This is a genomic window from Vibrio sp. 9-16B-A1, from assembly GCF_056726165.1.
Genome location: NZ_JBSDZD010000023.1, coordinates 22,032 through 43,024 on the forward strand (window position 1 = coordinate 22,032; position 20,993 = coordinate 43,024).

Annotated in this window: 18 protein-coding genes; 4 read left to right on the top strand and 14 right to left on the bottom strand. The window is 51.3% G+C overall.

Going from position 1 to position 20,993, the window contains the following annotated elements; genetic code table 11:
- Nucleotides 1-60: 60 nt before the first annotated feature.
- Together ACVB80_RS23325 and hupA are read right to left on the bottom strand one after the other, a co-directional pair.
- Entirely contained in the window at nucleotides 61-777 is a 717-nt protein-coding gene (locus ACVB80_RS23325) for a DUF1481 domain-containing protein (protein ID WP_481083685.1), read from the bottom strand.
- Between the two features lie 39 nt (nucleotides 778-816).
- Nucleotides 817-1,107, bottom strand: coding sequence for a nucleoid-associated protein HU-alpha (hupA, locus tag ACVB80_RS23330; protein WP_481083700.1), 291 nt, complete (start codon nucleotides 1,105-1,107; stop codon nucleotides 817-819).
- A gap of 247 nt (nucleotides 1,108-1,354) precedes the next feature.
- Here hupA and ACVB80_RS23335 point away from each other — a divergent pair, with 247 nt between their 5' ends.
- Entirely contained in the window at nucleotides 1,355-2,416 is a 1,062-nt protein-coding gene (locus ACVB80_RS23335) for a CNNM domain-containing protein (RefSeq protein ID WP_481083686.1), read from the top strand.
- A gap of 40 nt (nucleotides 2,417-2,456) precedes the next feature.
- On the opposite strand, the gene ACVB80_RS23340 is transcribed toward ACVB80_RS23335, so the two are convergent.
- Entirely contained in the window at nucleotides 2,457-3,044 is a 588-nt protein-coding gene (locus tag ACVB80_RS23340; protein ID WP_481083687.1) for a YjaG family protein, read from the bottom strand.
- Between the two features lie 69 nt (nucleotides 3,045-3,113).
- Between ACVB80_RS23340 and ACVB80_RS23345 the strand changes: the two genes are divergently transcribed.
- The gene (locus tag ACVB80_RS23345) at nucleotides 3,114-4,040 is read left to right on the top strand and encodes a D-2-hydroxyacid dehydrogenase (RefSeq protein ID WP_481083688.1); all 927 of its coding nucleotides are present in this window, start codon (nucleotides 3,114-3,116) and stop codon (nucleotides 4,038-4,040) included.
- The gene (locus ACVB80_RS23350; RefSeq protein ID WP_481083689.1) at nucleotides 4,040-4,624 is read left to right on the top strand and encodes a uracil-DNA glycosylase family protein; all 585 of its coding nucleotides are present in this window, start codon (nucleotides 4,040-4,042) and stop codon (nucleotides 4,622-4,624) included. Before ACVB80_RS23345 ends, ACVB80_RS23350 begins: the two co-directional genes overlap by 1 nt.
- A 191-nt stretch (nucleotides 4,625-4,815) precedes the next feature.
- On the opposite strand, the gene hemE is transcribed toward ACVB80_RS23350, so the two are convergent.
- Together hemE and nudC are read right to left on the bottom strand one after the other, a co-directional pair.
- A complete protein-coding gene (gene hemE / locus ACVB80_RS23355) occupies nucleotides 4,816-5,883 on the bottom strand; it encodes a uroporphyrinogen decarboxylase (protein ID WP_481083690.1) in 1,068 nt (355 codons plus the stop codon).
- Between the two features lie 259 nt (nucleotides 5,884-6,142).
- On the bottom strand, nucleotides 6,143-6,907 hold the full coding sequence (gene nudC, locus ACVB80_RS23360; protein WP_481083691.1) for an NAD(+) diphosphatase: 765 nt from the start codon (nucleotides 6,905-6,907) through the stop codon (nucleotides 6,143-6,145).
- Nucleotides 6,908-7,083: 176 nt separating this feature from the next.
- On the opposite strand from nudC, the gene rsd reads away from it, so the two are divergent.
- Nucleotides 7,084-7,554 (top strand): sigma D regulator, encoded by a 471-nt coding sequence (gene rsd, locus ACVB80_RS23365; RefSeq protein WP_481083692.1) that lies wholly within the window; start codon nucleotides 7,084-7,086, stop codon nucleotides 7,552-7,554.
- 170 nt (nucleotides 7,555-7,724) lie between these two features.
- On the opposite strand, the gene rpoC is transcribed toward rsd, so the two are convergent.
- The 9 genes from rpoC to tuf form a co-directional block, all read right to left on the bottom strand.
- Nucleotides 7,725-11,927, bottom strand: coding sequence for a DNA-directed RNA polymerase subunit beta' (gene rpoC, locus ACVB80_RS23370; RefSeq protein ID WP_481083693.1), 4,203 nt, complete (start codon nucleotides 11,925-11,927; stop codon nucleotides 7,725-7,727).
- Between the two features lie 87 nt (nucleotides 11,928-12,014).
- Nucleotides 12,015-16,043, bottom strand: a complete 4,029-nt coding sequence (gene rpoB, locus ACVB80_RS23375) for a DNA-directed RNA polymerase subunit beta (RefSeq protein ID WP_481083694.1) — start codon at nucleotides 16,041-16,043, stop codon at nucleotides 12,015-12,017.
- Nucleotides 16,044-16,292: 249 nt separating this feature from the next.
- Entirely contained in the window at nucleotides 16,293-16,661 is a 369-nt protein-coding gene (rplL, locus tag ACVB80_RS23380; RefSeq protein ID WP_252021091.1) for a 50S ribosomal protein L7/L12, read from the bottom strand.
- 57 nt (nucleotides 16,662-16,718) lie between these two features.
- The gene (gene rplJ, locus ACVB80_RS23385) at nucleotides 16,719-17,213 is read right to left on the bottom strand and encodes a 50S ribosomal protein L10 (RefSeq protein ID WP_481083695.1); all 495 of its coding nucleotides are present in this window, start codon (nucleotides 17,211-17,213) and stop codon (nucleotides 16,719-16,721) included.
- 263 nt (nucleotides 17,214-17,476) lie between these two features.
- Nucleotides 17,477-18,178 carry a 50S ribosomal protein L1 gene (gene rplA / locus ACVB80_RS23390; RefSeq protein ID WP_481083696.1) on the bottom strand — a complete coding sequence of 234 codons (702 nt, stop codon included), beginning with the start codon at nucleotides 18,176-18,178 and terminating at the stop codon, nucleotides 17,477-17,479.
- A 4-nt stretch (nucleotides 18,179-18,182) separates the two neighbouring features.
- On the bottom strand, nucleotides 18,183-18,611 hold the full coding sequence (rplK, locus tag ACVB80_RS23395; protein ID WP_481083697.1) for a 50S ribosomal protein L11: 429 nt from the start codon (nucleotides 18,609-18,611) through the stop codon (nucleotides 18,183-18,185).
- Between the two features lie 144 nt (nucleotides 18,612-18,755).
- Complete coding sequence (nusG, locus tag ACVB80_RS23400) at nucleotides 18,756-19,304, bottom strand: transcription termination/antitermination protein NusG (protein WP_005384681.1); 549 nt, start codon at nucleotides 19,302-19,304, stop codon at nucleotides 18,756-18,758.
- Nucleotides 19,305-19,316: 12 nt separating this feature from the next.
- Nucleotides 19,317-19,694: a preprotein translocase subunit SecE gene (secE, locus tag ACVB80_RS23405; protein ID WP_481083698.1), complete on the bottom strand. Its 378-nt coding sequence runs from the start codon at nucleotides 19,692-19,694 to the stop codon at nucleotides 19,317-19,319.
- Between the two features lie 222 nt (nucleotides 19,695-19,916).
- Nucleotides 19,917-20,993 (bottom strand): elongation factor Tu (gene tuf / locus ACVB80_RS23410; protein ID WP_481083577.1); only part of this gene is annotated, 1,077 nt, incomplete at its 5' end.

Sequence of the window (20,993 nt, forward strand, 5' to 3'; positions counted from 1 at the left end):
GAAAAAGCAAAAAGGCGCTCAGTGAGCGCCTTTTTTAATATTCATTATTTGAAGCAGGGATTACTGCTCTTCAATAAATGCCGGGCGTTTTACGCAATCGTAGCTGTCTTCAGCCAGCATCAGCAGCTCAGAGACCGACAGGGTCGCCTGAGGCTCTTTCTTGCCGAGGAAGGCAATATAGCTGTCTACTGTTGCCAGACGGTTCACCACAAAGCTTGGCAGGGTCTGGTTGAACTCCAGCGTCTGATAGTCCTGTTCTGAGCAGGTCTCGAAAGTATCGCCGTCCCAGTAGCCCTGAATCAGCTCCTGACCGCTCTCTTTCTGACGCTCGACGGTTTCGATAACGAAACTGGCTTCCTTTTGCAGACGCTCAATCTGATCCCCTTTCAGCGGCAGCACTTTTCCGTCCAGACGGTATTGCTGATACACGGCTTCACCTGTGTTGCTGTAGCGGATATGAATGCGGTACGGGACCAGTTCGTTGCCCTCACTGCCGACCGGCATTTTCAGCCGCTCACCTTCACGGATAAGCTCACGCAAAATACCGTTTTGCCAGCGGTAGTCGGTGTAGTAAAAACCGTAATCACCGGAGGTCACATAGTCAGCTGCAGTGTAAGGATTGCCCAGTTTGCGGGTGTACCAGTAGAAACTGGTTGCGTCACCCATCGACTGTCCGCCGGACAGGTGGGTAAATTGATTAGACCGGACAACAGGGTCGCCGGATGCACAGCCAGCCAGCAGGGCCACCAGTGCAGAAGTAAGCAGGATTTTTTTCATAGGAAGCTGCGCCGGACGGGGGTCCGGCGCAGATACAGATTACTTCACTGAGTCTTTCAGTGCTTTACCAGCAACGAATGCAGGTACGTTTGCTGCTGCGATTTGGATCTCATCGCCAGTTTTTGGGTTACGACCAGTGCGTGCTGCACGGTGGTTAACTTTGAATGTACCAAAACCGATTAGTTGAACCTGATCACCCTCTTTCAGAGCGTCAGTTACACCGCCCAGAGTTGCCTCCAGAGCTGCTTTTGCTTGTGCTTTTGACAGATCAGCTTTTTCTGCGATGAAATCGATCAGTTGGGTCTTGTTCATTAGGTTTCCCTTCTTTATAGATGTTTTGAAAACCCGACCACTCTAAAGCATAAATGCCTGCTGTGGCAAAGGTTTGTCGGCCACTATTCGCTCTTACGCCGACATTTTGAACGATTAATGAGTCACGCCTCACAAATTGTTACTACTTTTATCAGGGTGCTGCTTGTTTTTTTGCCTGTAAGAACCAAGATCAGGCATACCGCCGGGGAGATCCCAAGCATAACAACACCAGGCGGCCTGACCTTATTTCTTGATGTAGGAAGCTATGTTACTGCTCACTTTTTACGTGTCGATTGCTATCGGCGTGTCGTTTGTCTGCTCGGTTCTGGAAGCCGTGCTGTTAAGTATTACCCCAAGCTATATTGCCCAGCTGCGCCAGAAGGAACATCCGGCGGCAGACAGACTGGCTAAGCTGAAAGCGGATATTGACCGCCCACTGGCCTCTATCCTGACCCTGAACACCATCGCCCACACCATTGGTGCGGCGACCGCCGGTGCTCAGGCCGCTGTCGTATTCGGCAGCCAGTGGCTGGGTGTGTTCTCTGCGGTACTGACCCTGGGCATCCTGGTACTGTCTGAAATCGTGCCAAAAACCATTGGTGCGACTTACTGGCGTCAGCTTGCGCCATCTACCGCGACAGTACTGCGCTGGATGGTATGGGCACTGACCCCTTTCGTCTGGTTCTCAGAGCAGATCACCAAACGCCTGGCCCGCGGCCACGAAGCGCCGAAGATGCGTGACGAGCTGTCTGCCATGGCAATGCTGGCCAAAGAGTCTGGTGAGTTCGCCGAAGGTGAGTCCAAAATCCTCAGCAACCTGCTGAGCATTGAAGACATTCCGGTTACTCAGGTGATGACCCCGCGCCCGGTGGTATTTCGCGTCAGCGCAGAAATGACCATCAACGAGTTTCTCGACCAGCACAAGGAAACGCCGTTCTCCCGTCCTCTGGTCTACAGCGATCAGACCGACAATATCATCGGCTTTGTCCACCGCCTGGAGCTGTTTAAACTCAGCCAGGCTGGCTGTGGCGACAAACAGCTGGGTGCGGTCATGCGCCCTATCCATGTGTTCCTCAACAACATGGCGCTGCCAAAAGCGTTTGATCAGATGCTGGCGCACAGACTGCAGCTGTCACTGGTGGTGGATGAGTACGGTACGATTCAGGGTCTGGTGACACTGGAAGACGTATTTGAACACCTGCTGGGTGAGGAGATTGTCGATGAGGCAGATAAAACCCGCGACATGCAGGAGCTGGCTTATCAACGCTGGGAAAACTGGAAACGCCAGCACGGCGTGATAGAAAACAGAGACGAAGAAGACGAATAAACAAAAGGCGCCGCAGGGCGCCTTTATTGTATCAGTGAGCTTAAAGGCTCAGGCCAATATTACTGACGCCTTCGTCACGAAGTTCATCGCGCAGGTCTTTGATCAGGTCAATATCACGCTCAGTGGCCTCTTTCAGCGGACGGAAAATCGCCCACTGTACGTCCCACTCTGCACACACCGCTTCGTTCTCTTTCTGGTTGTCGTTGGTGATCGCTTCACCGCTCTGGGCTTCTTCAAGCTGAGCAACCGTTTCTACCGACTGATGGCTCACTTTGATCATCGCCTCAAACAGCTCATCACGGTCCAGCAGGCCGTGCAGCATACCAGACAGGCCGATACAGGCATCAATCGCCGGGTAAACACCGTAAAAATCAAACTCATCAGCCGCCGGGATCAGCTCTTCCAGCTTCTCCAGCTGGCGCTCAAAATTCACTTTGGCATTTTTAACCGTGAGTAATTCCCATACGCTGTCTAGAATATCTCTGTAGATCCGCGCTTCGGCAAATTCCGTATTCTCACAAAATACCGCGTAGTTTGGGTACATACGCTCACACAGTGAAGCCATAAAGGTGATCTGCTGCCAGGGTTCAAGTTTCTCCAGACGCAGGTGAAGTGGATTTTGTAGCATAGCGGCCTAACAATTGTTGGAAAAGACAGCAGAAGTGTACTTGATTCACCGCGAGGAAAAAACAAACCTATGAATAAAAACACCAATAAACTGTATATCCTCAGCGGGGATGCACCCGCCTACCACAAACTCGTCACCACTGCGGCGCCGGAAGGGCTCGAAATCACGGAGAATCCTGCCGAAGCGGACATTCTTCTGGCTGACCCGCCGCTGGCTGCCCGGAGACTGGATGAGTTCAGTGAACTGCAGTGGCTGCAGTCCACATTTGCCGGTGTCGATGCCCTGACCGGCCCGGATGCCCGGCACGACTATAAGCTGACCAAAGTCCACGGCATTTTTGGCCAGCAGATCTCCGAATACGTGCTCGGCCATACGCTCAACTTCTTCCGTCACCTGCCCCGCTACCGCCACCAGCAGCGCAAACAGCGGTGGCAGCCTCACCCTTATCATTCACTCAGTGAGAAATCGGTGCTTATCCTGGGCTGTGGCAGTATTGGCTCGCACCTGGCCAAAGTGTGTAATGTACTCGGCATGAAAACCGGCGGGGTCAACAGCAGCGGGATACCACCGAAGAACTCGCCGTTTAAGCATATCTTTCACTCCAGCGAGCTCGCTTCGGTGATCAAAGACGCCAGTATCATCGTCAATACCCTGCCCGGCACACCAGATACCCGCGGCATGCTGACCGAAGAGCTGCTTTGCCAGGCAGACCACGCGCTGCTGTTTAACGTTGGCCGGGGTGATGTGATGAGTGAGCAGGCGCTGCTCTCCGCCATCGAAGGTGGCCATATCGCCCACGCCTATCTGGACGTGTTTGCCACTGAGCCGCTGCCTCAGGAGTCGCCGCTGTGGCTTAACCCCAAAGTCACCGTCACGCCGCATATTGCCGCGGTCAGCTTTCCCCACCAGGTCGCCGAGCAGTTTCTCGACAACTACCAGCGCTGGTATGACGGCTTTCAGCTCAACCACCTGGTGAGCTTTAACAAGGGCTACTGATGTCGCTGGATAACCTGCTTAAACAGATCCGTGCCTGCGAGGTGTGTAAGTCTGAGCTGCCCGCAGGCCCAAGGCCGGTCGTACAGGCAGGTGAAAAAGCGCGGCTGATGATCATTGGTCAGGCGCCGGGTACCCGGGTACACAACAGCGGCATTCCATGGAATGACCCGAGCGGTGACCGTCTGAGAGAATGGCTGCAGATGGACAGGAAGACGTTCTACGACCCGGACAAGGTCGCGATCATGCCGATGGGATTTTGCTACCCGGGCAAAGGCCGTTCCGGTGACCTGCCACCCAGACCGGAGTGCGCACCGCTATGGCATCCGTCCCTGCTCGACGCCCTGCCCAATATCGAACTGACGCTGGTGATCGGCCAGTACGCCCAGCGGCGTTATCTGACTGACAGGCCCAAAACCCTGACCGAAACGGTGCGTTGCTGGCATCGCTGGCAGCCGGCGTTATTGCCCCTGCCACACCCGTCGCCACGCAACACCCTGTGGCTGAAAAGAAACCCCTGGTTTGAGGATGAGGTCCTGCCGGCCCTGCGACTCCGGATAGCTCAGGCAGGTTTGGGGCACCCATAACCCTCCCTTAAGGCAAACTAAAAGCAGAGCAAAGCAGTCACACTTAACTACATGTATTTACTAAATTAAAATTGAACCCACCAGGTTCAGATAGTTTTAGGGTTACCATAACCCTTCCCGGCAGCCAGCTTCGCGCTGCACAAAAAAACCGGCCGTAAAGGCCGGTTTTCTCAGTGCTTTTCTGCTGCGGTTTATTTGTGGTACGGGCGGGAAAGCTCGTGCACCGCCTCAACAAACACACCGGCATTTTCCGGCGGCACATCAAGGTGAATACCGTGGCCAAGGTTAAATACATGACCGGTACCGGTATCGCCAAATCCTTCCAGAATGGTCGCGACTTCTTCACGAATGCGCTCAGGTGATGCGTAAAGCATCGATGGGTCCATATTGCCCTGCAGTGCGACTTTGTCGCCGATACGGGCTTTGGCGTCGGCGATATTAATCGTCCAGTCCAGGCCGACTGCGTCACACCCGGTCGCAGCGATCTGCTCCAGCCACATGCCACCATTTTTGGTAAACAGGGTGACCGGCACGCGGCGGCCGTCGTTTTCACGGATCAGGCCATCGACGATCTTATGCATGTACTGCAGTGAGAACAGGTTGTAGTCACGCGGTGTCAGCACCCCGCCCCAGGTATCAAACACCATCACAGACTGGGCTCCGGCTTTGATCTGAGCGTTCAGATACTCAATCACACTGTCTGCCAGCTTATCCAGCAGCAGGTGCAGGGTTTGCGGCTCGGCGTACATCATCTTTTTAATTTTGGTAAAGGCTTTTGAGCTGCCGCCTTCTACCATGTAAGTCGCCAGAGTCCACGGGCTGCCTGAGAAACCGATCAGGGGAACATCACCATTCAGATCTTTGCGGATCTGACGTACCGCGTTCATCACGTACTGCAGTTCGCCTTCCGGATCCGGCAGACCAATCTTATCCACATCAGCTTTACAGGTGATTGGTTTGTCAAACACCGGACCTTCACCGGCAGCAAAACGCAGGCCAAGACCCATGGCATCCGGAATGGTCAGAATATCGGAGAACAGGATCGCCGCGTCGAGCGGAAAACGGCGCAGTGGCTGAAGGGTCACTTCAGAGGCCAGTTCAGCGTTGCGGCACAGCGACATAAAGTCACCGGCTTCAGCGCGGGTGGCTTTGTATTCAGGCAGGTAGCGGCCGGCCTGGCGCATCATCCAAACTGGAGTGTAATCAACGGGTTGCTTGAGCAGAGCGCGTAGATAGCGGTCATTTTTTAATTCTGTCATTCTGGCTGTCTTTCTTCTGGTGGAAACAATTCATTCTATCATTAAATCGGGGCCCCGAAATCAGGGCTTTGCAACCTGGATCATGTTATTCAGCTTAAAAACACCGCCTTATTTGCTTATCCATCAGCTGCATGTTAAATATTTGTTCGCTAGCGAAAACTATAAAAAAGCGGGGTTCGCTCCCGCTCAACATCTCATAACGACATCTTACTTACCCCTCCGGCAACCCCGGAGGTTTTTTTTGTCCGAAGCAAAGTCATTACGACCTGATCTCATCCAGGGTATGCTCGATCAGTTCCCTGGCGATTGTGCCGTGCGGAGCCAGCTCAGGCAGCGCTTCAGGAGAGAACCAGTCAGCATCGGTCAGCTCACGGTAATCCGGCTTAACCTTACCACCAGCATAGTCTGCCACAAAGCCCATCATCAGGCTGGACGGGAAGGCCCACGGCTGGCTGCCGAAGTAACGAATGTTGGTGACCTCAATACCGGTCTCTTCTTTTACTTCCCTTGCCACACACTGCTCCAGAGTCTCACCAGCTTCGACAAACCCGGCGATCACCGTGTACATATTACCCCTGTGTCTCGGGTGCTGAGCCAGCAGGATCCTGTTCTGGTTTCTTACCGCCACGATCACACACGGGAAGATCCGCGGGTAATGCAGGGTACGGCAATCCTGGCACTGCATAGCCAGCTGATTGTTATTCAGGTGGGTACGCCCGCCACACTGGGGGCAAAAGCGGATACTCTGGCTCATATGGCCAAACTGTACTGCCCGGCCCACCAGCATAAACAGTGGCTGTGGCAGGTGCAGCAGCTCCCGCAGCGAGGTCAGTTCGCGCTCCCCGCTCAGCTCTGAGGCATTCAGCCACATTACCGGATGTTCCTGCCAGCGGCCAATTTCAGTCGCCGCAGCGCCTTCCAGGCCGTATTCTGAGGCTCTGCCAAAGGGTAACTCTCCCCCGTCCAGCCACAGCTCACTGCCACTGACCAGACACCAGTATGCCGGTCCGTCATTTTTGATCATAGGATCCTCCCTAAGCTTGCAGTTCCCCCATTTTACTGGCACTCTAAATTTGTACCAGATTTGTAGCTGATTAATTTTAAAGCTATAAATGTTATGTAACGCATAATAATACGCTGAAATGGATCCCTCGCTTTACGGGGCAATAAGATCGTCTTTGACGTTCGGATCATGAGGACATGGTCATGCTGAATAAATTCAAACAAGTACAAGAACAATGGGGTGGCTCCAGCGAAGTCATCGACCACTGGTTAGAGACACGGCAGTCACTGATCGTGGAGTATTGCAATCTGATCACTTCTTCTGACAGTCTGCCCACACCCGAAGCACTTCAGAGCTACTGCCAGCACCTGGTGGACTATATCTCAGAGGGGCATTTCAAGATCTACGACATGGTAATGGATCGCTGGAAAGCAACCGGCTTTTCCCCGACTGAAGAGATCAACCTCACCTACGGACACATTGTCCTGACCACGGATCCGCTGCTGAATTTTACCGACAGATACGCCAGTGTTGGCGAGGATGAGACGCTCGACAGCCTCGACAGCGACCTGTCACTGATCGGCGAGATCATGGAAACCCGCTTTGCGGTAGAAGACAAACTGATCCAACTGATCGCAGACAGCCTGGCAGTACCGCCAGGAGCATAGGACCGGGTACCGAGTACCGAGTACCGAGTACCGAGTACCGAGAAAAAAGCAGGGATTGACGTGCAACGTCAATCCCTTTTGTTTACCCGCGAACCACGCACCACAAACCGCGTACCGCAGAAAAAACAAAAAAGGCACCCGAAGGTGCCTTTTTTCATTAACGCTTGCGATTACTCGTCAGACGAGAAACCTGCGTTCAGCAGTGCTGCCAGGTTGTCGGTAGCCTGCTCTGCAGATGGACCTGCCTGCTCTTCTTCACGCTTGGCCTGACGGTCCTGGTGATAAGCAAAACCGGTACCAGCCGGGATCAGACGACCTACGATTACGTTCTCTTTCAGGCCGCGAAGATCATCGCGCTTACCAGATACTGCCGCTTCGGTCAGTACGCGGGTAGTTTCCTGGAACGATGCCGCCGAGATGAACGACTCAGTCGCCAGAGACGCTTTGGTAATACCCAGAAGCTCGCGCTCAAAGCGTGCAGGCTCTTTGCCTTCTGCTTCCAGCTGACGGTTAGCAATCTTAACGCTTGAGTATTCTACCTGCTCACCTGGCAGGAACTCAGAGTCACCAGCATGAGTGATAGTACACTTACGCAGCATCTGACGTACGATAGTCTCGATGTGCTTGTCGTTAATCTTAACGCCCTGCAGACGGTAAACTTCCTGAACCTCGTTCGCGATGTACTCGGTTACCGCACGGATACCACGCAGACGCAGGATATCATGTGGAGTTTCCGGACCATCAGCGATCACGTCACCGCGCTCAACCTTCTCACCTTCGAACACGTTCAGCTGGCGATGCTTAGGAATCATTTCCTCGTAGTTCTCGCCACCCTCACGGGTGATGATCAGGCGGCGTTTACCTTTGGTTTCTTTACCAAAGCTAACGGTACCAGTGTGCTCAGCAAGGATTGCCGGCTCTTTCGGCTTACGCGCTTCAAACAGGTCTGCCACTCGTGGAAGACCACCGGTGATATCTTTGTTACCACCAGATTTCTGAGGAATACGCGCCAGGGTGTCACCCACGCCTACTTCTGCGCCGTCTTCAAGCTGAACAATCGCTTTACCAGGCAGGAAGTAGTGAGCTGGCATATCAGTGCCGGCGATCATTACGTCGTTACCTGCTGCGTCAACCAGTTTGATTGCCGGACGCATGTCTTTACCAGCAGAAGGACGAGCCGCAGCTTCAGTCACTTCGCTTGAAGACAGACCTGTCAGGTCATCAGTCTGACGTGAAACAGTTACACCATCGATCATGTCAACGAACTGGATGCGACCTGCCACTTCAGTGATGATTGGCATGGTGTGCGCTTCCCAGTTAGCCACGGTTTCGCCCGCTTCAACTGCGTCGTTGTCTGCTTTGCTCAGTACCGAACCATAAGGCAGTTTGTGCTTCTCTTTCGTACGGCCGAACTCATCGATGATGGTCAGTTCAGATGCACGGGAAGTGATAACCAGCTTACCGTCTTTGTTGATTACGAACTTAGCGTTGTGAAGCTTAACAGAACCTGTGTTCTTCGCCTGGATGCTGTTCTCTGCTGCTGCAGTCGATGCCGCACCACCGATGTGGAAGGTACGCATGGTCAGCTGGGTACCCGGCTCACCGATTGACTGTGCTGCGATAACGCCCACTGCTTCACCCTGGTTAACCAGGTGACCACGAGCCAGGTCACGACCGTAACACTGCGCACAACAACCGAAGTCAGAGTCACAGGTAACCACAGAACGAACTTTCAGTTTATCAACTGAGTTCTCTTCCATGATCTGACACCACTTCTCATCAATCAGAGTGTTACGTGGGATCAGAACATCTTCGGTACCAGGCTTCAGAATGTCTTCAGCTACAACACGACCCAGAGCAAGCTCAGTCAGTGCCACTTTAACGTCACCACCCTCGATGTGAGGCATCATTTCGATACCTTCGTGGGTGCCACAGTCGTGTTCGTGAACAACAACGTCCTGCGCTACGTCTACCAGACGACGGGTCAGGTAACCGGAGTTCGCCGTTTTCAGTGCGGTATCCGCAAGACCCTTACGGGCACCGTGGGTAGAGATAAAGTACTGAAGTACGTTCAGACCTTCTTTAAAGTTCGCGGTGATCGGCGTTTCGATGATTGAACCATCCGGACGCGCCATCAGACCACGCATACCGGCAAGCTGACGAATCTGCGCTGCAGAACCACGAGCACCGGAGTCGGCCATCATGTAGATGCTGTTGAAAGATTCCTGCTGCTCTTCTTCGCCGTCGCGGTTAACAACGGTTTCAGAAGACAGGTTGTCCATCATCGCTTTCGCTACACGATCGTTGGTCGATGCCCAGATATCGATCACTTTGTTGTAACGCTCACCAGCAGTTACCAGACCAGACTGGAACTGATCCTGGATTTCGCGTACTTCTTCTTCCGCTTCTGAAATCTCGGTGTATTTCGCAGGTGGTACAACCATGTCGTCGATACCAACCGATACGCCAGACAGTGCTGCGTATGCGAAACCGGTGTACATGATCTGGTCAGCGAAGATTACTGTGTCTTTCAGACCCAGTTTACGGTACGCCTCGTTCAGCAGGGTAGAGATCTGCTTCTTACCCAGTTTCTGGTTTACCAGGCTGAATGGCAGGCCAGATGGAACGATTTGCCACAGCATGGCACGACCGACAGTGGTATCAACCATACCGGTAGAGGTAGTGGTGTTACCGTCTTCGTCTTTCACAGTCTCAGTGATACGAACTTTAACGCGGGTGTGCAGCTCAGCATTCTTGGTACGGTAAGCTTTCTCTGCTTCTGCAGGGCCAGCCAGGTACATGCCTTCGCCTTTCGCGTTGATCTTCTCACGGGTCATGTAGTACAGACCCAGTACAACGTCCTGAGAAGGTACGATGATCGGGTCACCCGATGCTGGCGACAGAATGTTGTTTGTCGACATCATCAGAGTACGTGCTTCAAGCTGAGCTTCCAGAGTCAGTGGTACGTGTACCGCCATCTGGTCACCATCGAAGTCGGCGTTGTACGCAGCACACACAAGTGGGTGCAGCTGAATCGCTTTACCTTCGATCAGTACTGGTTCGAATGCCTGGATACCCAGACGGTGCAGGGTAGGTGCACGGTTCAGCAGTACAGGGTGTTCGCGGATAACTTCGTCCAGGATATCCCAAACGATCGCTTCTTCGCGCTCAACCATCTTCTTGGCAGCTTTAATCGTCGTAGCCATGCCACGGGTTTCCAGCTTGCTGTAGATAAATGGTTTAAACAGCTCAAGTGCCATCTTCTTAGGAAGACCACACTGATGCAGACGCAGGTATGGACCTACGGTGATTACCGAACGGCCAGAGTAGTCTACACGTTTACCCAGAAGGTTCTGACGGAAACGGCCCTGTTTACCCTTGATCATATCAGCAAGAGATTTCAGAGGACGCTTGTTAGAACCAGTGATCGCACGACCACGACGACCGTTGTCCAGCAGCGCATCTACAGATTCCTGCAGCATACGCTTTTCGTTGCGCACGATGATGTCCGGAGCAGCCAGCTCAAGCAGACGCTTAAGACGGTTGTTACGGTTGATTACGCGGCGGTACAGGTCGTTCAGGTCAGAAGTCGCGAAACGGCCACCGTCCAGCGGTACCAGAGGACGCAGATCTGGCGGCAGAACCGGCAGAACGTCCAGGATCATCCACTCAGGCTTGTTGCCAGACTGAATGAAAGCTTCAACGATCTTAAGACGCTTGGTCACTTTCTTGCGCTTGGTTTCAGAGTTGGTGGTTTCCAGCTCTTCACGCATTGTTTCTGCTTCGTGTTGAAGATCCATGGTCGACAGCAGATCTTTGATCGCTTCTGCGCCCATTTTCGCGGTGAACTCGTCACCCCACTCTTCAAGACGGTCCAGGTATTCTTCTTCTGTCAGCATCTGACCTTTTTCAAGATCAGTCATACCTGGCTCAGTCACTACGTACATTTCGAAGTACAGTACGCGCTCGATATCACGCAGAGGGATATCCATCAGCAGGCCGATACGGGACGGCAGTGACTTCAGGAACCAGATGTGTGCAACCGGAGAAGCAAGCTCGATGTGGCCCATACGGTCACGACGAACTTTAGTCTGGGTAACTTCTACACCACACTTCTCACAGATAACACCACGGTGCTTCAGACGCTTATATTTGCCACAAAGACATTCGTAGTCTTTTACCGGGCCAAAGATACGCGCACAGAAAAGGCCGTCACGTTCAGGTTTGAACGTACGGTAGTTAATAGTTTCAGGCTTTTTCACTTCACCGAAAGACCAAGAACGGATCTGGTCTGGTGAAGACAGACCGATTTTGATCGCGTCAAATTCTTCGGTCTTGTGCTGTGCTTTCAGAAAGTTTAATAAGTCTTTCACAATCAGCTCCTGTAAGGAGTTAAAAGTAGCTCACCGCTAAGTGAGCTACTTTCTACCGGATAATCAATTTCTCTTCGGAGAAAGGGATTACTCTTCGTCTTCCAGCTCGATGTTGATACCCAGCGAGCGAATCTCTTTCAACAGTACGTTGAACGACTCTGGCATGCCAGGTTCCATGCTGTGGTTACCGTCTACGATGTTCTTGTACATCTTAGTACGGCCGTTCACGTCATCCGACTTAACAGTCAGCATTTCCTGAAGGGTGTATGCAGCACCGTATGCTTCCAGTGCCCACACCTCCATCTCACCGAAACGCTGGCCACCGAACTGAGCTTTACCACCAAGTGGCTGCTGAGTTACCAGGCTGTAAGAACCGGTTGAACGGGCATGCATCTTATCGTCTACCAGGTGGTTCAGTTTCAGCATGTACATGTAACCAACGGTTACAGGACGCTCAAACGCATCACCAGTGCGGCCATCAAACAGGGTCAGCTGGCCAGATTCTGGCAGGTCACCCAGTTTCAGCAGTTCTTTAATAGACGCTTCTGGCGCACCATCAAAGATTGGGGTCGCGATTGGCAGACCACCACGCAGGTTCTTGATAAGAGTGCGAACATCGTCATCAGACAGCTCAGCAATGTCTACGTTCTGGCGGGTATCGCCCAGGTCGTACACTTTCTGCAGGAACTCACGGAATTTCGCCAGCTCTTGCTGCTCTTTCACCATCTGGTTGATCTTGTCACCGATGCCTTTCGCAGCCAGACCCATATGAACTTCCAGGATCTGACCGATGTTCATACGAGACGGTACACCCAGTGGGTTCAGTACGATATCTACCGGCTGACCTTTCTCATCGTATGGCATGTCTTCAACAGGGTTGATCTTAGAGATTACACCCTTGTTACCGTGACGACCCGCCATCTTATCACCAGGCTGGATACGACGTTTAACCGCAAGGTAAACCTTAACGATCTTCAGTACGCCCGGTGCCAGATCATCACCCTGGGTGATCTTGCGACGCTTGTTCTCGAACTTCTTGTCGAACTCAGCTTTCAGCTCGTCGTACTGCTCAGCCAGTTTCTCCAGCTGCTCCTGCAGTGCTTCGTCATCCAGCGTCTGTTCCAGCCACTTCTGGCGATCAACAGAGTCCAGTTTCGCTTCAGAGTAACCGCCCTGAGTCAGAACCGCGCGAACACGTGCCAGCAGGCCGCCTTCAAGGATCTGGAACTCTTCGGTCAGGTCTTTCTTCGCTTCTTTCAGCTGCATCTGCTCGATTTCAAGCGCACGCTTGTCTTTCTCAACGCCATCGCGGGTAAAGACCTGTACGTCGATAACAGTACCAGATACAGAGTTAGGAACACGCAGAGAAGTATCTTTAACGTCAGATGCTTTCTCACCGAAGATTGCACGCAGCAGTTTCTCTTCAGGAGTCAGTTGGGTTTCACCTTTAGGGGTTACTTTACCAACCAGGATGTCACCACCCTTCACTTCAGCACCGATGTAAACGATACCTGATTCGTCCAGCTTAGACAGCGCAGACTCACCTACGTTTGGAATATCTGCAGTGATTTCTTCAGAGCCCAGCTTGGTATCACGCGCCACACAGGACAGTTCCTGAATGTGGATAGTGGTAAAGCGGTCTTCCTGAACTACACGCTCAGATACAAGGATGGAATCCTCAAAGTTGTAACCGTTCCAAGGCATGAATGCGATACGCATGTTCTGGCCAAGAGCCAGTTCACCAAGGTCAGTTGAAGGACCATCCGCCAGTACGTCACCACGTGCTACCGGCTCGCCAGGCAGTACGGTTGGACGCTGGTTAATACAGGTGTTCTGGTTAGAACGGGTGTATTTGGTCAGGTTGTAGATGTCGATACCAGCTTCGCCTGGTACCAGCTCGTCTTCGTTTACTTTTACAACGATACGTGAAGCATCTACTGACTGAATCATACCACCACGTTTGGCAACCGCGGTTACACCTGAGTCAACAGCTACGTTACGTTCGATACCGGTACCTACCAGAGGCTTGTCAGCCTTCAGGGTTGGTACAGCCTGACGCTGCATGTTCGCACCCATCAGTGCTCGGTTCGCATCATCGTGCTCAAGGAATGGGATAAGCGATGCTGCCACAGATACAACCTGGTTGGTTGCAACGTCCATGTAGTTCACCTGATCGCGTGGGTGCAGACCAGATTCACCTTTTTGACGTGCGGTAACCAGTTCTTCAGCAAAGGTACCATCTTCGTTCAGAGTCGAGTTTGCCTGAGCGATGATGTACTGACCTTCCTGAATTGCAGACAGGTAATCTACTTCGTCAGTCACAACGCCATCTACTACGCGACGGTATGGGGTTTCAAGGAAACCGTACTCGTTACAACGCGCAAACGCAGACAGTGAGTTGATCAGACCGATGTTTGGACCTTCAGGCGTTTCGATAGGACACAGACGGCCGTAGTGCGTTACGTGTACGTCTCGAACTTCGAAGCCAGCACGCTCACGGGTCAGACCACCCGGACCAAGTGCAGAAATACGACGCTTATGCGTTACTTCTGACAGCGGGTTGTTCTGGTCCATAAACTGAGACAGCTGAGAAGAACCAAAGAATTCTTTTACTGCTGCAGAGATAGGCTTAGCGTTGATCAGATCCTGAGGCATGATCGCATCCAGGTCACCCAGACTCAGACGCTCTTTCACTGCACGTTCAACACGAACCAGACCTACACGGAACTGGTTTTCAGCCATTTCGCCGACGCTACGGATACGACGGTTGCCAAGGTGGTCGATATCGTCCACTTCGCCAATACCGTTACGAATACCGATAAGCTTCTTCATCACTTCGATGATGTCGGTCTCATCCAGCGTGCCCTGCTCCATCGCATCTTCACGCTCGATTGAGCTGTTGAACTTCATACGGCCAACAGTCGACAGATCGTAGCGCTCTTCTGAGAAGAACAGGCTTTCAAACAGAGCTTCAGCCGCTTCTTTTGTTGGCGGCTCACCAGGACGCATCATGCGGTAGATTTCTACCAGTGCAGAGATGCGGTCAGTGGTGCTGTCGATACGCAGGGTATCAGACATGAACGGACCATGGTCCAGATCATTGGTGAACAGTACTTCAAGCTGCTTATGACCAGCCTGAGACAGGTTCGCCAGCGCTTCCAGGCTGATTTCCTGGTTTGCACCAACGATGATTTCACCGGTGTCTTCATTTACGTAGTCTTTAGACGCAACTTTACCCACGATGTACTCAACAGGTACTTCAATGTGAGTGATGCCATCTTTTTCCAGCTGACGGATGTGACGTGCTGTCACACGGCGGCCGGTTTCCACGTAAGTTTTGCCGTTAGCTTCGATATCAAACGCAGTGGTTTCACCACGCAGACGCTCTGGTACCAGTTCCATCATCAGAGTCTGGTCTTTCACTTCGAAGTTTACTTTCTCGAAGAAGATATCCAGGATCTCGTTAGTGGTTTTACCCAGTGCGCGCAGAATGATAGATGCAGGCAGTTTACGACGACGGTCGATACGTACGTACAGGTTGTCCTTAGGATCGAACTCGAAGTCCAGCCAGGAACCACGGTAAGGAATTACACGTGCGTTATACAGAACTTTACCTGATGAGTGGGTCTTACCCTTATCGCTGTCGAAGAACACGCCTGGGCTTCGGTGCAGCTGGGATACGATAACCCTCTCGGTACCATTGATTACGAAGGTACCATTGTCTGTCATGAGTGGAATTTCACCCATGTAGACTTCTTGTTCTTTAATGTCTTTAACGGTACCTGCTGGTGCGTCTTTATCGAACACAACCAGGCGCAGTTTTACGCGCAGTGGCTTCGAGTAAGTGACGCCGCGAATTTGACATTCTTTAACATCAAATACTGGCTCACCAAGACGGTAGCTAACGTATTGCAGCTCAGAATTGCCGTTATAGCTCTGAATAGGGAATACAGAACGAAAAGCCGCTTCTAGACCATATTGCCCTTCAGGATCCTGCTCAATGAACTTGTCGAACGAATCGAGCTGGATCGACAGCAGGTATGGAATGTCCAACACTTGTGGACGAGTACCAAAGTCCTTACGGATGCGCTTTTTCTCGGTATAAGAGTAAACCATGGGGTTCCTCAGCTCGCTGATAAGTGACCCAAACTGTCCGCCCGCTCCTAGTTACTTAAGGGGGGTAAGGGACAGTGACTAACAACTGTTTACTGTAGACGCACAAATGCCGGGAGGTATTTGTGGTTTTTTGCATGGATATCAGGTGCTTAAACAGCAGGAAAATTCACCTGTACCCTACAGCGCAAAAAGGCCGGTGGTTAAAAAACCACCAGCCATTAGCCTTTCGGCTAAGCTCTTAAGTAAAAATTACTTAAGTGCAACAGTAGCACCAGCTTCTTCAAGTTGTGCTTTCAGAGCTTCTGCTTCAGCTTTGTCGATGCCTTCTTTCAGAGGTGCTGGAGCACCGTCTACAAGACCTTTAGCTTCTTTCAGGCCCAGACCTGTTGCGCCACGTACTGCTTTGATTACAGCAACTTTGTTACCGCCAGCAGATTCCAGGATTACGTCAAATTCAGTTTGCTCAGCAGCAGCTTCGCCGCCAGCAGCACCGCCAGCTACAACAGCAGCTGCAGCAGTAACGCCGAATTTTTCTTCCATAGCTTCGATTAGCTCAACAACTTGCATTACAGACATTTCTGCAACTGCGTCTAGGATTTGCTCGTTAGTAATAGACATAACAATTCTCTTTTAAGTCAACAATAAGTTTAAATAGCGTTCAGTGAAAAGCAAGGCTTATGCCGCAGCTTCTTCTTTCTGATCGCGAACAGCGGCGATAGTACGAACCAGCTTGCCAGCAGAAGCTTCTTTCATGCACATCATCAGGCGTGCGATTGCTTCGTCGTAAGTTGGTAGTGTTGCCAGTACTTCCGCATCAGTAACTGCGCCTTCAAATGCAGCAGCCTTAACCTCGAAGTTCGCGTTCTCTTTAGCGAAGTCTTTGAAAAGACGCGCTGCAGCACCTGGGTGCTCGTTAGAGAATGCGATCAGTGTAGGGCCTGAGAAAGTGTCAGTAAGACACTCGAAATCAGTACCTTCAACTGCACGGCGTGCAAGTGTGTTACGAACGACTTTCATGTAAACGCCAGCTTCACGAGCTTGTTTACGCAGAGAAGTCATCGCAGCAACGGTTACGCCACGAGAATCAGCTACAACTGCAGAAAGTGCATCACCGGCTGCTTCGTTGACTTCAGCAACAATTGCTTTTTTGTCTTGAAGATTTAAAGCCATCTTGGATTTACTCCTGGTTGTCATTACACCACTCACATCACAAAAATGTGAGAGCTACTACGGTGCAGTTCCAGAAGAAAGTAGAACTAAATCAGCTTTCTTTAGGTTCGGACACCGTCTACGCAGGTTTGATTAAGTCTGAGAATACAGACGCCTGCGGTCTTGGACGGAGACTTCGTCTCTTCTCAGAGAGGAAAAACAAAGTCCCAACCACAAATATCAGGCGCAAAATTATACACAAATTTCGCGCCGGATCAAATCAATTATGCTTGAGTGTTCAGGGTAGCCTGATCAACAGCAACGCCAGCACCCATGGTAGTTGAGATGCTAACTTTCTTCAGGAAAGTACCTTTCGCTGAAGACGGCTTAGCTTTCTTAAGAGCTACCAGCAGAGCTTCCAGGTTTTCCTGAAGCTGAGCTGCGTCAAAAGAAACTTTACCGATAGTAGTGTGAACGATACCGTTCTTGTCGTTACGGTAACGAACCTGACCAGCTTTAGCGTTCTTAACTGCTTCAGCAACGTTAGGAGTTACAGTACCAACTTTAGGGTTTGGCATCAGACCACGAGGACCCAGGATAGTACCCAGCTGACCTACAACGCGCATTGCATCCGGAGAAGCAACAACTACGTCGAAGTTCATTTCGCCCTTCTTCACTTGCTCAGCAAGATCTTCCATACCAACGATGTCTGCGCCAGCTTCTTTAGCTGCTTCAGCGTTTGCACCCTGGGTGAACACTGCAACGCGGATTTCGCGGCCAGTACCGTGCGGCAGTACAGTTGCACCACGTACGTTCTGGTCAGATTTACGAGCATCGATGCCAAGGTTAACAGCAACGTCTACAGACTCAACGAATTTAGCAGTAGCCAGTTCTTTAAGAAGAGCAACAGCTTCGTTGATTTCGTATTCTTTAGTTACGTCAACTTTGTCGCGGATTACGCGCATGCGCTTAGTTAGTTTTGCCATGATCTTAACCCTCTACCACTAGGCCCATTGAACGAGCAGTACCAGCGATAGAACGCTTCATCGCTTCAACATCAGCACCAGTCATATCAGCAGCTTTAGTTTCTGCGATTTCCTGCAGCTGAGCGTCAGTAACAGTACCAACTTTCTCAGTGTTTGGACGACCCGAACCAGACTTGATGCCAGCCGCTTTCTTCAGAAGAACTGCTGCAGGTGGAGTCTTGGTTTCAAAGGTGAAAGAGCGGTCGTTGTAAACAGCGATTACAACTGGGATTGGCATGCCTTTCTCAACAGAATCTGTTTTTGCGTTGAACGCTTTACAGAATTCCATGATGTTCACACCGTGCTGACCCAGAGCTGGACCAACTGGTGGACTCGGGTTAGCCATACCCGCTGCTACTTGCAGCTTGATATAAGCTTCAACTTTCTTAGCCATGATATTTCCTAAATCTTGGGTTCAAACGCTAATCAACTGATCAGCTCCCCGGTTTTGATAAAAACTTTCTGCTTCACCAGAAGCAAAAAGGCGCGAAATTATAGCCATAATCCGCGCCTTAAACAAGCCTAAAAAGGTGTTTTTTTAATCAAGTTTTTCAACCTGACCAAACTCCAGTTCAACCGGAGTTGCACGACCAAAGATCGATACAGACACCTTCAGACGGCTCTTCTCGTAATCCACTTCTTCAACGGTACCGTTGAAGTCAGCAAATGGACCTTCATTAACACGTACCACTTCACCCGCTTCGTACATAGTACGTGGACGAGGCGCTTCGCTCGCTTTCTCCAGACGGTTCAGGATAGCGTCAGCTTCTTTATCAGTGATAGGTGCAGGACGGTCAGAGGTACCACCAATGAAGCCCATTACACGCGGCACACTGCGTACCAGGTGCCATGATTCGTCGTTCATGATCATCTGAACAAGAACGTAACCCGGGAAGAATTTGCGCTCGCTCTTACGGCGTTGACCGGCACGCATTTCTACTACTTCTTCAGTAGGAACCAGTACCTCACCGAACAGCTCTTCCATGCCATGCATTTTAATGTGCTCACGAAGAGACTGCGCGACACGGCCTTCAAATCCTGAAAAGGCCTGAACCACATACCAGCGTTTCTTAGGTGCTTCACTCATGAATTAATACCCTCACACTCCGGTCGCCAGAGAGACAAGACGAACCATAATGCCGTCAATACCCCATAGCGCCAAAGCCATTACAATACTTACAGCCAAAACGATCAACGTAGTCTGCATGGTTTCCTGGCGTGTAGGCCAGACCACTTTACGTACTTCTACCCGAGCTTCACGGGCAAAAGCGATCGCAGCTTTACCTTTTGTAGTAGTAGCAGCAACACCCAGTGCTGCGGCGATCAGAACTACAACACCTGCTGCGCGAGCAACAAGATGCGCTTCACCATACAGGTAATTACCCACAACAGCGGCGGCCAGCAGAGCAAAAGCGACAATCCACTTGAACATATCTGCTGCACTTGAGCTATCAGGAGTTTCAGCGTTTGCTTTCATAAAACCAACCTGTGACAAGTCTTAATATAGACGACAACAACCCCGCTGCTGCAGGGCACATTCCTTCGCATTGAATCCAACGCAATACTGCGGCCCAGATGAGATCTGAGTCACACAATCTTTTCTGCGTATTCCCTTTTGGTGCAAAAAACACCATTAGTAAACAATAGCGCATAAAAAGGGCATCAAATGATGCCCTTTTTGCCAGTGGTTCGTCAAATCTTATTCAAAGATTTTAGCAACAACACCAGCACCTACAGTACGGCCACCTTCACGGATAGCGAAACGCAGACCTTCGTCCATCGCGATTGGAGCGATCAGAGTAACAGTCATTTGTACGTTATCACCAGGCATTACCATTTCAACGCCTTCTGGCAGCTGAATGTCGCCAGTTACGTCAGTTGTACGGAAGTAGAACTGTGGACGGTAACCTTTGAAGAATGGAGTGTGACGGCCACCTTCGTCTTTAGACAGAACGTATACTTCTGACTCAAACTTGGTGTGAGGAGTGATAGAACCTGGAGCAGCCAGAACCTGACCACGCTCAACTTCGTCACGCTTAGTACCACGCAGAAGTGCACCAACGTTCTCACCTGCACGACCTTCGTCAAGCAGCTTACGGAACATTTCAACACCAGTACAGGTAGTAGTAGTAGTCTCTTTGATACCAACGATTTCTACTTCGTCACCTACAGACAGGATACCACGCTCGATACGGCCAGTTACTACTGTACCACGACCCTGGATAGAGAATACGTCTTCGATTGGCATCAGGAACGGCTGGTCTACAGCACGCTCTGGCTCAGGGATGTAAGAATCCAGAGCTTCAGCCAGTTCAACGATCTTCGCTTCCCACTGCTCTTCACCGTTCAGTGCACCCAGAGCAGAACCCTGGATTACTGGCAGGTCGTCACCTGGGAAATCGTACTCAGACAGAAGTTCACGAACTTCCATTTCTACCAGCTCAAGCAGCTCTTCATCATCAACCATGTCACACTTGTTCATGAATACGATGATGTAAGGGATACCAACCTGACGACCCAGCAGGATGTGCTCACGAGTCTGAGGCATAGGACCATCAGTAGCAGCAACAACCAGGATACCACCGTCCATCTGAGCAGCACCGGTGATCATGTTTTTAACATAGTCAGCGTGTCCTGGGCAGTCTACGTGTGCGTAGTGACGTGATGGAGTGTCGTACTCAACGTGAGAAGTTGCGATGGTGATACCGCGCTCACGCTCTTCTGGAGCGTTATCGATAGACGCGAAGTCTTTAGCTTCACCGCCGTATACTTTAGC

What these genes read in the sequence shown, in the direction of transcription:
- rpoB (WP_481083694.1), bottom strand. Translation starts at nt 16,043, where the DNA reads ATGGTTTACTCTTATACCGAGAAAAAGCGCATCCGTAAGGACTTTGGT.
- ACVB80_RS23340 (WP_481083687.1), bottom strand. Translation starts at nt 3,044, where the DNA reads ATGCTACAAAATCCACTTCACCTGCGTCTGGAGAAACTTGAACCCTGG.
- ACVB80_RS23350 (WP_481083689.1), top strand. Translation starts at nt 4,040, where the DNA reads ATGTCGCTGGATAACCTGCTTAAACAGATCCGTGCCTGCGAGGTGTGT.
- rplL (WP_252021091.1), bottom strand. Translation starts at nt 16,661, where the DNA reads ATGTCTATTACTAACGAGCAAATCCTAGACGCAGTTGCAGAAATGTCT.
- rplJ (WP_481083695.1), bottom strand. Translation starts at nt 17,213, where the DNA reads ATGGCTTTAAATCTTCAAGACAAAAAAGCAATTGTTGCTGAAGTCAAC.
- rsd (WP_481083692.1), top strand. Translation starts at nt 7,084, where the DNA reads ATGGTCATGCTGAATAAATTCAAACAAGTACAAGAACAATGGGGTGGC.
- hemE (WP_481083690.1), bottom strand. Translation starts at nt 5,883, where the DNA reads ATGACAGAATTAAAAAATGACCGCTATCTACGCGCTCTGCTCAAGCAA.
- nudC (WP_481083691.1), bottom strand. Translation starts at nt 6,907, where the DNA reads ATGATCAAAAATGACGGACCGGCATACTGGTGTCTGGTCAGTGGCAGT.
- nusG (WP_005384681.1), bottom strand. Translation starts at nt 19,304, where the DNA reads ATGAGTGAAGCACCTAAGAAACGCTGGTATGTGGTTCAGGCCTTTTCA.
- rplK (WP_481083697.1), bottom strand. Translation starts at nt 18,611, where the DNA reads ATGGCTAAGAAAGTTGAAGCTTATATCAAGCTGCAAGTAGCAGCGGGT.
- ACVB80_RS23325 (WP_481083685.1), bottom strand. Translation starts at nt 777, where the DNA reads ATGAAAAAAATCCTGCTTACTTCTGCACTGGTGGCCCTGCTGGCTGGC.
- ACVB80_RS23345 (WP_481083688.1), top strand. Translation starts at nt 3,114, where the DNA reads ATGAATAAAAACACCAATAAACTGTATATCCTCAGCGGGGATGCACCC.
- rplA (WP_481083696.1), bottom strand. Translation starts at nt 18,178, where the DNA reads ATGGCAAAACTAACTAAGCGCATGCGCGTAATCCGCGACAAAGTTGAC.
- secE (WP_481083698.1), bottom strand. Translation starts at nt 19,694, where the DNA reads ATGAAAGCAAACGCTGAAACTCCTGATAGCTCAAGTGCAGCAGATATG.
- ACVB80_RS23335 (WP_481083686.1), top strand. Translation starts at nt 1,355, where the DNA reads ATGTTACTGCTCACTTTTTACGTGTCGATTGCTATCGGCGTGTCGTTT.